The sequence below is a fragment of the Methylorubrum sp. B1-46 genome, from assembly GCF_021117295.1.
Lineage (GTDB): Bacteria > Pseudomonadota > Alphaproteobacteria > Rhizobiales > Beijerinckiaceae > Methylobacterium.
Window position 1 is genome coordinate 3,285,158 of the sequence record NZ_CP088247.1, and the last position, 14,552, is coordinate 3,299,709.

Here is a 14,552-nt window from a genome sequence, read left to right on the forward strand (position 1 = left end):
CGTATCGACCAGACTGATACCCGTTTACTGTTAAATTTCAGTCTTGCGGCGCGTCGACCAACTTCTTTTTGCCAAGGACTTGCCCGGACGCCACACTCGATTGAGTACCGCGAACGGATCAGGCGACCGCCCGCCTCGTGACGAGAGCCCTGGCCTGCGGAGCCGGCACCGGCCTGCCGAGCAGAAAGCCCTGCGCCTCGGTGCAGCCCTTGCGCCGGACCCGCGCAAGCTGCTCCTCCGTCTCCACACCCTCGGCGGTGACGGTCATGCCGAGGCGCTCCCCCAGGCCGACGACGGCCCGGACCACCGCAGCCGCCTCCGGCTCGTCGATATCGCGGATGAAGGAACGATCGATCTTGATCTTGTCGAAAGGAAACCGGCACAGGTAGCTCAAGGACGAGTAGCCGGTGCCGAAATCGTGAGCGCGATCCGCACCCCCATGGCACGCAGGCGGTGCAGGCAGCCGATCACGGCGTCCGAGTTCTGCATCAGCACGCTCTCGGTGATCTCCAGTTCGAGCCGTCCCGCCGGCAGGCCGGAGGCGGCCAGCGCCCGCACCACGCTCTGCTCCAGTCCGGACTTGCGGAACTGCACCGCGGACACGTTGACGGCGACCCGCCAGTCGCCGGGCCAAGCGGCCGCCTCACGGCAGGCCTCGTGCAGGGCCCAGGCGCCGAGTTGCGTGATGAGGCCGGTCTCTTCGGCGAGCGGAATGAATTCACCCGGCGAGACCGGACCGTGCACCGGATGCTCCCAGCGCAGCAGCGCCTCGAAGCCCTTCGGGGCCGCGTCCGCGAGGCCGAAGATCGGCTGGTAATGCAGCGCGAACCCGCCGGAGCGGATCGAATCGCGCATGTCGATCTCCAGCATGTTGCGGGTCGCGACGGCGAGATCCATGCCGCTCTCGTAGAACCGAACCGTGTTGCGCCCGGAATCCTTGGCGCGATAGAGGGCGATGTCGGCGTTCTTGAACAAGGTGTCGACGCCGTCGCCGTGCCTCGGCCAGATCGCCACACCGATGCTGACGCCGACGGTGGTGGCGTGGCCGTCGAGATCGATCGACCGGCCGACGGCCTCGATCAGCCGCCGGGCGACCGCGGCGATGCGGCGAGGCTCGCCCCGCCCCGGCATGATGATGGCAAATTCGTCACCGCCGAGCCGGGCCACCACGTCGCCCTCGCGCAAGGCCTCGCGCAGGCGCCGGGCGACGATGCAGAGCAGGGCGTCGCCGGCCGGATGGCCGAAGGTGTCGTTGACCGCCTTGAATCGGTCGAGGTCGCAGCACAGCACCGCCACCTGGCCCTCGTTGCGCCGCGCCAACGCGATCTCGCGGCTCAGCGTCTCCTGGAACAGCCGGCGGTTGGGCAGGCCGGTGAGCGCGTCGTGACGGGCCATGTGCTCGACCAGCGCCTGGGCGCGCTTGCGCTCGGTGGCGTCCGCGACGGTGCCCTCGATCCAGATCGGATGCCCCCCGGCGTCGCGCACCACCCAGGCCGTCTCCGCGACCCAGATGCGCTCGCCGCCCGCATGACGCCGGGCCTCGGAGACGAAGTCCTCGACGTGGCCCTTTTCCGTAAGACATTTCATGAAGGCCGCGTGCCGGCCCGGATCGACGTACCAATCGTGGGCGAAATCCCCGAGCGGCCCCGTCGCGTCGCCGTAGCCGTGCAGGCGGGCGAGCGCCCGGTTGGCCTGAACGATGCTGCCGTCGAGTCGGGCGCGGTAGACGCCGATCACCGCGTTCTGGAACAGCGACTGGTAATCGGCCTCGGCCGAGCGCAGCGCTGCCTCGCTCCGTCGGCGCGCCGTGAGGTCGGTGTAGGTGCAGACCAGGCCGCCGGAGGCCATGGGCGCGAGCCGCGTCTCCAGGATCGTGCCGTTGGGGTGGGTCCCCTCGTAGCTCTGGACTTCGAGCGGGAAATCGCCCTGCTCCATCGCCCTTCGAGCCTCGGGGAACGCGCCGCCCTGCGCCAAGTGGTGGCGCACTGCCGCGAAGGAAGCTCCCTCGTGCAGGATGTCCTGCGACAGTTCGAGCAGGTCGCGGGCGCGCTGGTTGAGGACCTGGACCCGCTTGTCGGGGCCGATCATCACGAGGCCCTGATCCATCGCCTCAAGGGTGGCACGCATCGCCTCGCCGGTCTCGCGCAGGCGCTGCTCGGAGAGAGCCAACTCGGTCACGTCGAGGCAGACGCCGAAGATCGAGACGAGCCGGCCCGCATCGTCGTGCTCTCCGACGCCGTGCACGGCCACCACCCGCACCGTGCCATCGGGACGCACGAGGCGGGAGCGATGCTCGTAGCCCCCGCCCAGCGTTTGGCTGCGCCCCGCAAGCGCCTCTTCGATCGCAGTTCGCACCCGCTCAAGATCGTCAGGGTGATAGAAGCCGACATGCGTTTCGAGCGGCAGCATCGCGAGAGCGGCGTTGCGCCCGAAGATGCGGGCGATCCCGTCCGACCACGCGATGGTGCGGCTCGCGGCATCGATCCGCCAATGGCCGAAGGCGGCGATGTGCTCGGCCATGGCGTGAGAAGCCTCGATCGCGCGCAGCCGCGCCTCCCACTCGACGAGACGCAGCTCCGCATCCCGGCGCTCGGCGGCCTCGGCCTCGGCCTCGGCGGCACGCCGGGCCTCGTCGAGCCGGAGATGGGCCTCGGCCACGAGCGCCAATTCGCGCAGCGCCTGCAACCGTTCGGGGCTGAGATCGCCCCGCGGCTCCCGGTCCATCAGGCAGAGCGTGCCGATGACGCGGCCCGAGGTCGAGCCGATCGCGACCCCCGCGTAGAAGCGGGCATGAGGATCGCCGACGACGATCGGGCTTCGAACGAACCGCTCGTCACGGGTCAGGTCCGGAACGACGAGAGACTGCCCTCGCGGCCGCCGGATCGTGTGGTTGCAGACGGCGGCTTCGCGGTCGACGCCGTCATCCTCAATGCCGTAGCGAGCCCGGAACCGGAAACGGTCCTCGTCCACCAGGGCGACCATCGCCATCGGGACTGCGAAGATTTCGGCGGCGGAGCGGCACAGGATAGCGAGCGCACCCTCCAGGCCGGCTTCGGACAGCGCCTGCCGTTCGGATGCCACGGCTCCGCAGTCGGTGGGCGGCACCGGACGGCCTGCTGTCATCGCTCGACTTCCCCGCAAGCGCCTGACCGAACTGCGACGCCGTTGCGGTCAGTGAAATGCGATGAAGGATCTCAGCCTGAGGTTAAAGGCGCTTCACGAACCACACGACATCTACGGTTACGCACACCGAATACGACGCGAAGCGAACCCTTTCGCGAACAACATCAAAGCGGTCTGTGGTTTCGACACGGATTTGGGAAGGGATTTTTCCGCGATCCGATCTGGACGGACGAGATCAGCACATTCTTCCGCGAATTGCCTCGACGCCCATTCGCAAGTCGAGGGAAAACGCTCGGACCGATGCGAACGATCTTCGCTCACGTCGGCGCATCGGTCCGGTCGAAGCCTCGACTCACTCGATGCCGAGCTTATCCTTGAGGAGGGCGTTGACCGCGGCCGGATTGGCCTTGCCGCCCGTCGCCTTCATGGTCTGGCCGACGAACCAGCCGAGCAGGGTCGGCTTGGCCTTGGCCTGCTCCACCTTGTCGGGGTTGGCGGCGATGATCGCGTCCACCGCCGCCTCGATGGCGCCGGTATCGGTCACCTGCTTCATGCCGCGGGCCTCGACGATCTCACGCGGATCGCCGCCCTCCGCCCAGACGATCTCGAACAGGTCCTTGGCGATCTTGCCCGAGATCACGCCCTCGCCGATCAGATCGACGATGCCCCCGAGCTGCTCGGCCGAGACCGGCGTGTCCTCGATGGTGCGGCCTTCCTTGTTGAGGCGGCCGAACAGCTCGTTGATGACCCAGTTCGCGGCAGCCTTGCCGTCGCGCCCGCGCGCCACCGCCTCGAAGTAGTCGGCGGCAGGACGCTCGGCCACGAGCACGCCGGCATCGTAGGCGCTGAGGCCGTAATCCTTGATGAAGCGCGCCTTCTTGGCGTCCGGCAGCTCCGGCAGGCCGGCGGCCAACGCATCGACATAGGCCTGGTCGAATTCGAGCGGGAGCAGGTCGGGATCGGGGAAGTAGCGGTAGTCGTGCGCCTCCTCTTTCGAGCGCATCGAGCGGGTCTCGCCCTTGCCCGGATCGTAGAGACGCGTTTCCTGATCGATCTTGCCGCCATCCTCCAGGATCGCGATCTGCCGGCGCGCCTCGGTCTCGATCGCCTGGCCGATGAAGCGGATCGAGTTGACGTTCTTGATCTCGCAGCGCGTGCCGAGCGGCTCGCCGGGGCGGCGCACCGAGACGTTCACGTCGGCGCGAAGGTTGCCCTTCTCCATGTCGCCGTCGCAGGTGCCAAGGTAGCGCAGGATCGTGCGCAGCTTGGTCACATAGGCCTTGGCCTCCTCCGACGAGCGGAGATCAGGGCGCGAGACGATCTCCATCAGCGCCACGCCGGAGCGGTTCAGATCGACGAAGCTTTTGGTCGGGTCCTGATCGTGCAGGGATTTGCCGGCATCCTGCTCCAGGTGCAGCCGCTCGATGCCGACGGTGATCGACTCGCCCTCGGGCAGATCGACCAGCACCTCGCCCTCGCCGACGATCGGGTCCTTGTACTGCGAGATCTGGTAGCCCTGCGGCAGGTCCGGGTAGAAGTAGTTCTTCCGGTCGAACACCGAGCGGTGATGGATCTTCGCCCTCAAACCGAGGCCGGTGCGCACGGCCTGGGCGACGCATTCCTCGTTGATGACGGGCAGCATGCCGGGCATGGCCGCATCGACCAGCGAGACGTGGTCGTTGGGCTCGCCGCCGAAGGCGGTCGAGGCGCCGGAGAACAGCTTGGAGCGGCTCGTGACCTGGGCGTGGATCTCCATGCCGATCACGACCTCCCAGTCGTGCAGGCCGCCCTTGATGAGCTTCTTCGGATCGACGCGCTCGGTCATTCTCTTCGACTTCGGTGCCGGCGCCGCCGGATCGGCGCCTGTGTCAGGTGTGTAGGGAGCCCGTACCGGACGGGTCAAGCGGGCGCAGCGGCGGAGGGCCGCCATGCCGCGAGCGTCACGGCCGGGCCGTTCACGAAGTCCGGGGCGTCGGTGATCACCTTCGTCTCGGTCAGCCCGTGATGGGCGAGCACCCGGATCAGGTCGGGCAGTTCGATCCAGCGGGTCTTGCCCTGGTTGCCGCCCCAGAAGGTGGCGAGCCCCCGGTCGCGGTAGGTCAGCTCGTGCAGGGTGAGGCGCATGCCCTCGTGCTCGACAGCGCGCGGCACGTGCCGCTTCAGGCGGGGCTGCGACGCGTAGTAATGCGTCCAGAGGAACAGCCGGTCGGAGCGGGCGGCGGCGAGCCGGATCAGTTCGAGCGGATCGAACATGTGGTAGAGGATGCCGCAGGCGAAGATCAGGTCGTAGCGCGGCCCCGGCGCGGCCAGATGCCGGCTGACATCGCCGAGCAGGAAGGTCGAGCGGGAAAGCCCGGCGATGTTCTTGACGACGAGCGACTTGAGGAAGGCTTCCGAGTTCGATTCCACCGCCGTGACGCTGCTCGCGCCAAGCGCTTCGAGCTGGCAGGTATGGGCGCCTTCGAGCGGCCCGAGTTCGAGAATGTCGTAGCCGTCGAAGCGCCCGTCGCGGCCGAGCACCTCCGCCGCCTGCCGCGGGCGCGGATCGGCGTGGAAGCCGGGCAGGCCGCCGCCGACCGGCAGGTCGGGAACGAGTTCGCTGAGGTCGCTCGCCCAGCGCCCCTCGAACAGGTCGTAGGCGTTGCGGTGGCTCGGCGTGGAGGTGAGGAAGACCCGCTTCATGCCAGCCCTATAGCCGGGCGGCGATCTCAAATCACCGGCACACCGCGGCCCTTGGCCTGATCGGCCGGCTCGACGTGGATCACCACCACCGCGCCCTCGATCTCCGTCTCGATCACGCCCTCAAGCCGGTCGCAGATGGCATGGGATTCGAACACCGTCATCTCGCCGGGAACGACGAGGTGGAAATCGATGAAGGTGGCGCTGCCGGCGTGGCGGGTGCGCACGTCGTGCGCCTCCAGCGCGCCCTCGCTATGAGCGGAGATCAGGCCGCGGATGCGGGTGACCATCTCGGGCGAGGCCGCCTGATCCATCAGGCCGTTGACCGAATCGCGCACCATGGTCCAGCCCGACCAGAGGATGTTGAGGGCGACCAAGCCCGCCACGATCGGATCCAGCACCAGCGTTCCGGTGGCGAGGACGAGCCCGAGGCCGATGAGCACGCCGCCCGAGGTCACGACATCGGCGAGGATGTGGCGGGCATCGGCGATGAGGGCAGGCGAGCGCAGCCGCCGGCCGTGCCGGAACAGCAGCATCGCCCAGACCGCGTTGATCACGGTGGCGACGGCATTGACGGCGAGACCCTGCGCGGGCGCGTCGAGCGGCTTCGGGTCGAGGATGCCGAGATAGGCCTCGCGCAGGATTAGCAGGGCGGCGACGATGACGAGCGCCCCCTCGATCACCGCGGAAAAGTACTCGGCCTTGTGGTGGCCGTAGGGGTGATCCTCGTCGGCCGGCTGCGCGGCGACGCGCACGGCGAGGAACGCGCAGGCCGCGGCCACGACGTTGATGATGCTCTCCAGCGCATCGGAATAGAGCGCCAGACTGCCGGTGAGCCAGTAGGCGGCGAACTTCAGCGCGGTGACGAGCACGCCGACGGCGGCGCTCGCCAGGGCGGCCTTCTCGGTTCCGGTCATGCGACTTCAGGGGCGGGGAGGGGACGGCCCCGCCCTTACGATCCGCGCCCCCGGAAGGCCACGGCAAAGGTTTTAGCTCGGGCTATCGTCGCCCGAGGCCGCCGCCCGCGCGGTCGCGGGAAGGCGACCGCGGGCGATCTCCTTCGCGCGGGCGCGCTCGGCCTTCTCGAGGGCCCGTTGCGCCTTGCGGGCATAGAGGCGGGCAGTCCAGCCGAAGCTCGCCCGCGCCGACAATTCGTCGAACCGGGCCGCCTCCCGCTCCCAGTAGCGCATGAGCTGCGCGTCGAGCGTCTCGTGCGGCGGCTTCCTGCCGGTCTCGGTCATGGCGAAGGCCTCCTCGGGGACCGGCTTCGCACGTCAGGCGTTCGGTGGGGGCGGGGCATCGGTCTCCACCACCACCAGAGCCTCCGCGTCGCCCCGGAAGCTGCCGGCCCCAATATCGCCCGTGGGGTGGCCCGGCGTGCCGAAGGGCTCGCTCGGATAGGCCTCCTCGAAGCGGCGGCGGGCATCATCTGGGTTCTCGGCCTTCAGGCTGATCTGCGGCGTCTCGGGCAAGGGCCAGCGCGGGTCGGCGGGATCGCGCGGGCGTACGGCGTACCATCTCATCGTCGGCGTTGTCCTGCGTTGAACAGGGCTTCAACGCGCAGCGAGGCCCCTCGGCTGCATGCCGCTCAAGCGGTCGCGATGTCCTTGAGGTAGTGCGCGGCCGCCGTCCAATCGGCGGCGCCGGCGGCGAGGCCGACATAGCCGTCGGGGCGAACGAGATGCAGGCGCCCCGGCTCCGGATTTCTTCGCGGGGCGGGCTGGATCAGACCGGGGAAACGGGCGGCGAGCGCGGTCCCGCGTTCGGCATCCGCGGCATAGAGAACGAAGCGCGGGTCCGCGCCCGCACCGGGCGGGGGCCCGGCCGCATCCTCCGGCCGCCAGCGCCGGCCGGCACCCGGCCCGACCGAGAGCGCGGAGGCGGGATAGCCGGTCTCGATCTCGCTCATCGTCACCGCCATCCGCCGCCGCACCGCCGGAAGACCGAGGAGAAGTCGCAGCGCGGCGTTGCGGACGGCCTGGGCAACGGGGTTGGCGAGCGTCGCCATGGCGGTCAGCCGCCCGGCATTGCGCAGAACCATCTCGCCGACGGCGTTACGCTCCGGGCTGTAGCTGTCGAGGAGGGTGGGGGTAGCCGCCCCGCGCGTCACCAGAGCGAGCTTCCAGGCGAGGTTCACCGCGTCCTGCATGCCGGTGTTCATGCCCTGTCCGCCGGCCGGGCTGTGGATATGCGCGGCGTCCCCCGCCAGGAACACGCGGCCGCGGCCGTATTCCGTGACCTTGCGCTCGTTGATGCGGAAACGGCTGAGCCAGACCGGATCGGAGACACGGATGCCGGGCCCGGCGCGGCTCTCGACCAGGGCCTGCACCTCGGCGAGCGTCGGGTCGGGCTTCGGCCGCCCGTCCGCCCGCCCGACCGTGGCGACGACGCGCGCCAGCCCATCCGGGATCGGGAAGATCACGAACGGCCCGTCCCGGTGAAGATAGACCGCGATCCTGTCGCCGGGCGGTGCCTCGGCGCCGTCGAGGCGGATGTCGGCCAACAGCCAGTCGTCGCCCTGCGCGGAGCCGCGGAAGGGCAGGCCGAGCCCGTGGCGCACGGCACTGTGGGCGCCGTCGCAGCCGATCAGGTAGGGCGTCTCCACCGTCTCCTGCCGTCCGCCCGGGTGCGAGAGCCGCGCCTCGACCCCTTTCAGCGCCGGAGAGAAGGCGAGAAGCTCGACCTCCCGCTCGACCGCGATCCCGAAGGTCCGCAGATGCTCGGCGAGCAAGCGCTCGGTGTCGCGCTGCGGGATCATCAGACCGAAAGCGTAGGGACTGGCGATGTCGGAGAAGTCGGGACCACCAAGCACTTGGCCGCCGCTGCGCAGGGTCGCGCCGCGGGCGCGCAGGCCCGCCGCGAGGAAGGCCTCGGTGCAGCCCATCCGGTCCATGAGTTCGAGGGTGCGCGACCAGACGACGAGGGCCTTGGAGGTCTGCGTCGCGTGGACGGCGCGGTCGATCAGCCGGACGCCGATACGATAGCGCGCCAGCTCGCAGGCGAGCGTCAGGCCGACCGGCCCGGCGCCGACGATCAGGACCTCTGCCATCCGCCCCGCCATCCGCCCTGTTTCCGAGGTTCATGCTGCTCCCGGCCGCCACCGGGATCAATCCGGCATTTGCGTCGCGCGTCCATCCGTGCTGATGCGCTGCGATGCGCGTGGACCTGTTCGATTTCGAGTTGCCGGAGGCTGCGATCGCCCTGCGGCCGGCGAGCCCGCGCGACGCGAGCCGCCTGCTCGTGGTGCGCCCCGGCGCGCCCCTGGCGGATCGCGGCGTGCGCGACCTACCGGCTCTGCTCGATCCCGGCGACGCCCTCGTCTTCAACGACACGCGGGTGATCCCGGCCCGCCTCTCCGGCATCCGCCACCGGGCGGGTGGTTCGGGGCAGCGCTGCGAGGCGATGCTGCACCTGCGCGAGGCGCCCGACCGCTGGCGCGCCTTCGCCCGGCCCGCCAAGCGCCTCGCCCCCGGCGACCGCATCCGCTTCGGAGGCGAGGGAGCCAGTGAAGTCTGTGCCCTCTCCGGCCTCGATGCCACGGTGGAGGAGCGGGGCGAGGGCGGCGAGATCCTGCTGCGCTTCGACCTCGCCGGGCCGGCGCTCGACGAGGCCATCGTCGGGCTCGGCGCCCTGCCGCTTCCCCCCTACATCGCCGGAAAGCGCCCTACCGACGCGCAGGACACGACCGACTACCAGACCGTCTACGCCCGCGAGCCCGGCGCGGTCGCCGCCCCCACCGCCGGCCTGCACTTCTCCGACGCGCTGCTCGCCAGCGTCGACGCGGCAGGGATCGAGCGGGTCCACGTGACCCTGCATGTCGGGGCCGGCACGTTCCTGCCCGTGAAGGCGGACGACACCGAGGCTCATCGGATGCATGCCGAGATCGGCCTTCTCGACGCGGCCACCGCCGCGCGGCTCAACGCGGTGCGGGCACGGGGCAACCGGATCGTCGCGGTGGGCACCACCGCCCTGCGGCTCTTGGAGAGCGCCGCCGGGCCGGACGGCACGATCCGCCCGTTCTCGGGAGCCACCGACATCTTCATCACGCCGGGCTACCGCTTCCGCGCGGTCGATGCTCTGGTGACGAACTTTCACCTGCCGCGCTCGACCCTGTTCATGCTGGTTTCGGCCTTCTCCGGCCTCGACACCATGCGCGCGGCCTACGCCCACGCGATTCAGTCCGGCTACCGCTTCTACTCCTACGGCGATGCCAGCCTGCTGTTCCCGGAGCGCGCGCCATGAGCAGCCGGCGCCCGCCGCTGCGGGTCGACGTCGCCCGCACCGTCGACCGCTTCCTCGGCCTGATGGCGCGCGAGGGCGGGCCGCGGCTGCGCGGGCTCTACCTCGTCGGCTCGGTGGCGCTCGGGGACTTTCGCTCCGGCCGCAGCAACATCGATTTCGTCGCGCTCCTCGAAGGCGCGCCGGGTGCCGCGCAGACGGACGCGCTGGCACGGGTCCACGCTGCCCTGGCGCAAACCGACGGACCGCCCCTCGATGGGTTCTATCTGCCGATCGAGGCCCTGCGGCGGGCGCCGGAACCGGGTGCCGCAGTGCCGTTCAGCAGGGACGGCACACTGCGAACCGGCGCGCCCTGCGGCGAGGTCAATCCGCTGGTCTGGCGCTGTCTCGCCCGTGCCAACCGGCCGATCCTCGGCGCCACCCCCGCTGCCCTCGGCATCGCCGACGAGGACGCGCCGCTGCACGCGCATTGCCGCGCCGTGCTCGACGGGTCGTGGCGCCCCTGGATCGCACGATCCGAGGCCGCCCTCGCGCAAGCCGCTCCGGACGCGGATTGCGACGTGGACGCCCTCGAATACGGCGTTCTCGGCGTGAGCCGCCTCGTCTGCACCCTTGCCACCGGGCGGGTCGTCTCGAAGCGCGAGGGCGGCCGCTTCGTGCTCGACCGGCTGCCGGAGGCGCATCGAGAGGCGGTGTGGGACGCGCTCGACGCCCGCGACGACAGGCTGGATTTTGTCTCCCCGGCGCAGATGCGCGCCGGCCTCGACACGATGCGTTTCCTGATCGACGGCGCCCTGGGCTATCAGGCCGGCGCACAAGGCCCCACAGTCCCGGACAGATGACAGACCCGCTCGACTTCTCCTTCACCGTCGCCGCCACCGACGGACAGGCCCGCACCGGCTATGTCACGACACCGCGTGGAACCATCCGCACGCCGGCCTTCATGCCGGTGGGCACGGCCGCGACCGTCAAGGCGATGTACGCGGATCAGGTGCGCGATCTCGGCGCCGACGTGGTGCTCGGCAACACCTACCACCTGATGCTGCGCCCCGGCGCCGAGCGGATGGCGCGGTTGGGGGGCCTCCACCGCTTCATGCGCTGGAACGGCCCGATCCTCACGGATTCCGGCGGATTTCAGGTGATGTCGCTCTCCGCTCTCAGGAAGATCGATGAGGAGGGCGTGACCTTCCGCTCGCACATCGACGGCACCGCCCACCGGATGAGCCCGGAGCGCTCGATCGAGATCCAGGGCCTGCTCGGCTCCGACATCCAGATGCAGCTCGACGAGTGCGTGCGCCTACCGGCCGAGCGGACGGAGATCGAGAAGGCGATGCACCTGTCGCTGCGCTGGGCCGAGCGCTGCCGCGTCGCCTTCGGCGAGCAGCCGGGCAAGGCGATGTTCGGCATCGTCCAGGGTGGCGACGTGCCGGAGCTGCGGGTCGAGAGCGCGCGGGCGCTGACCGACCTCGATCTCAAGGGCTACGCCATCGGCGGCCTCGCCGTCGGCGAGCCGCAGGCGGTGATGCTCGCCATGATCGAGACCGTGGAGCCGCACCTGCCGTTTGCCAAGCCGCGCTACCTCATGGGCGTCGGCACCCCCGACGACCTGATGCAGTCGGTGATGCGCGGCATCGACATGTTCGATTGCGTGATGCCGACCCGCGCCGGCCGCCACGGCCTCGCCTATACGAGACACGGGCGGATCAACCTGCGCAACGCCCGCCACGCCGAGGACACCCGGCCGCTGGACGAGGCCTCGGACTGCCCGGCGGCACGGGATTATTCCCGCGCCTATCTCCACCACCTCGTCCGTTCGGACGAGATTCTGGGGATGATGCTGCTGACCTGGAACAACCTCGCCTATTATCAGGCGCTGATGGCCGGCATGCGAGCGGCAATTGCGGCCGGGCGGCTCGCCGACTTCGTGGCCGAGACCAAGGACGGCTGGGCGCGGGCCGAGGCCGCCGCGAAGGGCTGACGGCCGTGAGACGAGCCCGTCGCCGGCCTCAGCGGAGGTCGGCGCGCTTCTGGGCCTTGTTGTAGCTGGTGATCGCCGCCTGGCAGTTCGGCGAGAGCTTGGCCTTGTTCTGCTTGAAGCAGGCGCGCACCTCGGCGCTGTCGGGCGCGAACTCGCCGCAATAGCTCAGGTAATCCCCAGTGCAGTACTGCCGCAGGGCCTCGCGGTCGGCCGGCGCCGCCGCCGGGCCGGCAAGCGCGGCGCTGGTGGTGATCATCAGGGCGATGGTTGTGCGTACGATCATGGAACTCTCTACCGACTTCGACATCACGGCTCCCGGCCGCCTTGGACAAGGCAGGGCACGAGCCTGACCCGGCATGGCCGAGCGGCCGGGTGTAGAGCCTGCCGATCGGGCGAGAGTGCGGCCGGCATGTGGCAGACCTCTTGGCAGGCCTCTTGGCAGGCCAAGCCCCTCGTTCGCCACGAAGAACCATCCATTCCCGGCCGCGGTTCACCGCCTTTCGGGCAAACGCCGCGTCTCGTTGTGCGCGTCCGGCGCATGCGCCAGAACCCGGTAAGCGCCTTCGGGATCGTCGCGCCCGCTCGCCTGCGCCGCCTTCAGACCCGCCACGATCCGCGCCGCGATCGGCAAGCGGTAATGCAGCGGATCCCAGTAGTTCGTGTCCTGTATCGTGATCGGGGAGGGGATGCGGAAATCGACCACGGTCGCGCCGCGGCCCGCACCGATCCGCGTCACCTGCGTCTTGCAGGCTGTCTCCCGCGCCGCTTCGGGCGAGCCGGGCACGCCCTGCTGCGAGACGTGGACCGGCGGGAACACCACGAGTTTGCGGGTCTCGGCCGGCGCCTGCGCCAGGAGCGCGTCGAGCCAGCCGAGCGCCGGCATCGCCGCCGCGGCGGGCGTCGGCCGATAGCCCGGCTCGGCCTCGGCGGCGGCGTGGATCGCCTGGGCCGCGCGGAGATGCGCCTGCGCCCGCGCCGCGTCGTAGAGACCCTCCGGCGGGGTGAAGACCGCGTAGCCGTTCGCCGCCAGCCGTGTGCGGGCGAGCCCGAGCCGGTACAGCGCGCCCTCGACGGCGGTGCCGAGGCTCTGCCAGTTCACCTGCCGCACCGCGTCCCACACCGTGATCGGCTGATAGAGCCAAGCGGGAAAGGCGCGAAACGTCAGGCGGCGCTCGTCCGCATCCGGCTCGCACCATGTCGGATCGATGCCGAACACGAGCGTCGTCGGCCGCTCGTGGCGCAGGTAAAGCCCGGCCAGCTCGCTCTGCTCGTAGGGCGTCGCCGCGTTCATCGACAGGTTGGCGAAGCGTCCGCCGAAGGCGCGGCCGAGATCGGCCGGGTCGAGCAGGCGCAGGGTCGAGGTGCCGAACACCGCCGCATCGTAGGCGCCGCTGCGCGCGACCTGCGGATACATGAAGCGCTGGTTGCCATCCATCAGCGGCCCCTGCGCCCGGCCGGGGCCGGCCCGCAATCCATAGGGATCGAGGGCGGCGATCAGGCCGATGCAGGCCAGGCCTGCCAGGGTCATCACGCTCAGGAACAGCAGGACGAAGCGCCGCCATTCCGGCGGCGAGCCCGCCAGGGTCGCACTCGTCATCGGCTCACGTATCGACTCAACGGTTGGCGGCGCACCGAGCCGTGTTGACCCTCCCGCCCCGACCCCCTATTGCGAGCCCCACGCCCCGAGCGCAACCGGCCCGCCCTGCGGCGCCCATGCGAGCCGGGTGCGAGCGCGTAGCTCAGTTGGTAGAGCAACGGACTTTTAATCTGTAGGTCCTGGGTTCGAGTCCCAGCGCGCTCACCACCGATTTAGCCCGTCCGGTCAACGACTTGGCGGGTTTTTCTATGCGCGAAACGCGCGGCATTGGGCTTGCAGCAGCCTGCAACACGGGCAGCTGATGTCGAACTTCGATCGGAAGCACCTCGAGCCGTGTTCGATCTGATTGCATCAGGCCGGATACGGCTCTAGGCCTTTGTTTCGCTGCGGTTTTTTCGACGAACCGGCATCCACTTCGTCGCAAGGCGCCCTGAAGGCCGCTCTCCATGCGACGACATTTGGGAGCAAGAGCCCCGAGGTGGAAGGCTTGCGATCAAGTCTCGAAGCTCGCCGGTTCCCGCCTGCCTAATCGACGCGTGCCATAGCCCACACGCATCGATCAGCCAGCCTCGCTGATCCTGGCGACCGTGCTACGGTCTCGTCATGCCACGCTTCTCAGTCTTCTTCTGCGCCTCTGCCGCCCTGCTCACGGCCTATCTCGGGTGGTCGTATGCCCACGCCGATGAGGTGGAAGGCGCCGGGACGCCGGCCGTGGAGTGGCAGGCCCGATGAACGCTGTCGGCTGACAGCGTTCAGGCCGTCCCGACGCCTCATGATGTCGTCGACCTCACCGCTGCTGAGGGCGTGGCCGCCTGCCTTGCCCATGATGATCTCCTCGCGCGGCCCGCGGGGTCCGTTTCTCTACCGACCTTCAGCGTCGCGGCCGAGCACGGTGTGCTGCAGAGGCCGGGTCACAGCCCCCTGCGGAACCGCCGG

Annotated in this window: 13 protein-coding genes and 1 tRNA gene; 4 read left to right on the forward strand and 10 right to left on the reverse strand. The window is 69.9% G+C overall.

What is annotated here, in order from left to right:
* Positions 1-118: 118 nt before the first annotated feature.
* From LPC10_RS25710 to LPC10_RS15260, 8 genes are all read right to left on the reverse strand, one after another.
* A complete protein-coding gene (locus LPC10_RS25710) occupies positions 119-394 on the reverse strand; it encodes an EAL domain-containing protein (protein WP_370644497.1) in 276 nt (91 codons plus the stop codon).
* On the reverse strand, positions 391-3,123 hold the full coding sequence (locus LPC10_RS15230; protein ID WP_370644498.1) for a diguanylate cyclase domain-containing protein: 2,733 nt from the start codon (positions 3,121-3,123) through the stop codon (positions 391-393). Before LPC10_RS15230 ends, LPC10_RS25710 begins: the two co-directional genes overlap by 4 nt.
* A gap of 352 nt (positions 3,124-3,475) precedes the next feature.
* Complete coding sequence (gene gatB, locus LPC10_RS15235) at positions 3,476-4,948, reverse strand: Asp-tRNA(Asn)/Glu-tRNA(Gln) amidotransferase subunit GatB (protein WP_108940899.1); 1,473 nt, start codon at positions 4,946-4,948, stop codon at positions 3,476-3,478.
* A 74-nt stretch (positions 4,949-5,022) separates the two neighbouring features.
* Positions 5,023-5,805, reverse strand: a complete 783-nt coding sequence (locus LPC10_RS15240; RefSeq protein WP_231342998.1) for a bifunctional 2-polyprenyl-6-hydroxyphenol methylase/3-demethylubiquinol 3-O-methyltransferase UbiG — start codon at positions 5,803-5,805, stop codon at positions 5,023-5,025.
* Between the two features lie 26 nt (positions 5,806-5,831).
* A complete protein-coding gene (locus LPC10_RS15245) occupies positions 5,832-6,719 on the reverse strand; it encodes a cation diffusion facilitator family transporter (RefSeq protein WP_231342999.1) in 888 nt (295 codons plus the stop codon).
* 72 nt (positions 6,720-6,791) lie between these two features.
* A complete protein-coding gene (locus LPC10_RS15250; protein ID WP_231343001.1) occupies positions 6,792-7,043 on the reverse strand; it encodes a hypothetical protein in 252 nt (83 codons plus the stop codon).
* A 33-nt stretch (positions 7,044-7,076) separates the two neighbouring features.
* Positions 7,077-7,325, reverse strand: a complete 249-nt coding sequence (locus LPC10_RS15255; RefSeq protein WP_231343002.1) for a hypothetical protein — start codon at positions 7,323-7,325, stop codon at positions 7,077-7,079.
* 65 nt (positions 7,326-7,390) lie between these two features.
* Positions 7,391-8,851 (reverse strand): FAD-dependent monooxygenase, encoded by a 1,461-nt coding sequence (locus LPC10_RS15260; protein WP_231343004.1) that lies wholly within the window; start codon positions 8,849-8,851, stop codon positions 7,391-7,393.
* A gap of 104 nt (positions 8,852-8,955) precedes the next feature.
* Here LPC10_RS15260 and queA point away from each other — a divergent pair, with 104 nt between their 5' ends.
* From queA to tgt, 3 genes are read left to right on the forward strand one after another with little or no spacing between them, the layout of a single operon-like run.
* Complete coding sequence (queA, locus tag LPC10_RS15265; RefSeq protein ID WP_231343005.1) at positions 8,956-10,044, forward strand: tRNA preQ1(34) S-adenosylmethionine ribosyltransferase-isomerase QueA; 1,089 nt, start codon at positions 8,956-8,958, stop codon at positions 10,042-10,044.
* Positions 10,041-10,883 (forward strand): aminoglycoside adenylyltransferase domain-containing protein, encoded by an 843-nt coding sequence (locus tag LPC10_RS15270; RefSeq protein ID WP_231343006.1) that lies wholly within the window; start codon positions 10,041-10,043, stop codon positions 10,881-10,883. Before queA ends, LPC10_RS15270 begins: the two co-directional genes overlap by 4 nt.
* The gene (gene tgt, locus LPC10_RS15275; RefSeq protein WP_231343007.1) at positions 10,880-12,019 is read left to right on the forward strand and encodes a tRNA guanosine(34) transglycosylase Tgt; all 1,140 of its coding nucleotides are present in this window, start codon (positions 10,880-10,882) and stop codon (positions 12,017-12,019) included. Before LPC10_RS15270 ends, tgt begins: the two co-directional genes overlap by 4 nt.
* Before the next feature lie 28 nt (positions 12,020-12,047).
* On the opposite strand, the gene LPC10_RS15280 is transcribed toward tgt, so the two are convergent.
* Together LPC10_RS15280 and LPC10_RS15285 are read right to left on the reverse strand one after the other, a co-directional pair.
* Positions 12,048-12,302: a hypothetical protein gene (locus tag LPC10_RS15280; RefSeq protein ID WP_231343009.1), complete on the reverse strand. Its 255-nt coding sequence runs from the start codon at positions 12,300-12,302 to the stop codon at positions 12,048-12,050.
* A 207-nt stretch (positions 12,303-12,509) separates the two neighbouring features.
* Positions 12,510-13,616: a hypothetical protein gene (locus LPC10_RS15285; protein ID WP_231343015.1), complete on the reverse strand. Its 1,107-nt coding sequence runs from the start codon at positions 13,614-13,616 to the stop codon at positions 12,510-12,512.
* A 131-nt stretch (positions 13,617-13,747) separates the two neighbouring features.
* On the opposite strand from LPC10_RS15285, the gene LPC10_RS15290 reads away from it, so the two are divergent.
* Positions 13,748-13,823 (forward strand) — tRNA-Lys (locus tag LPC10_RS15290).
* The last annotated feature ends 729 nt before the right edge of the window (positions 13,824-14,552 follow it).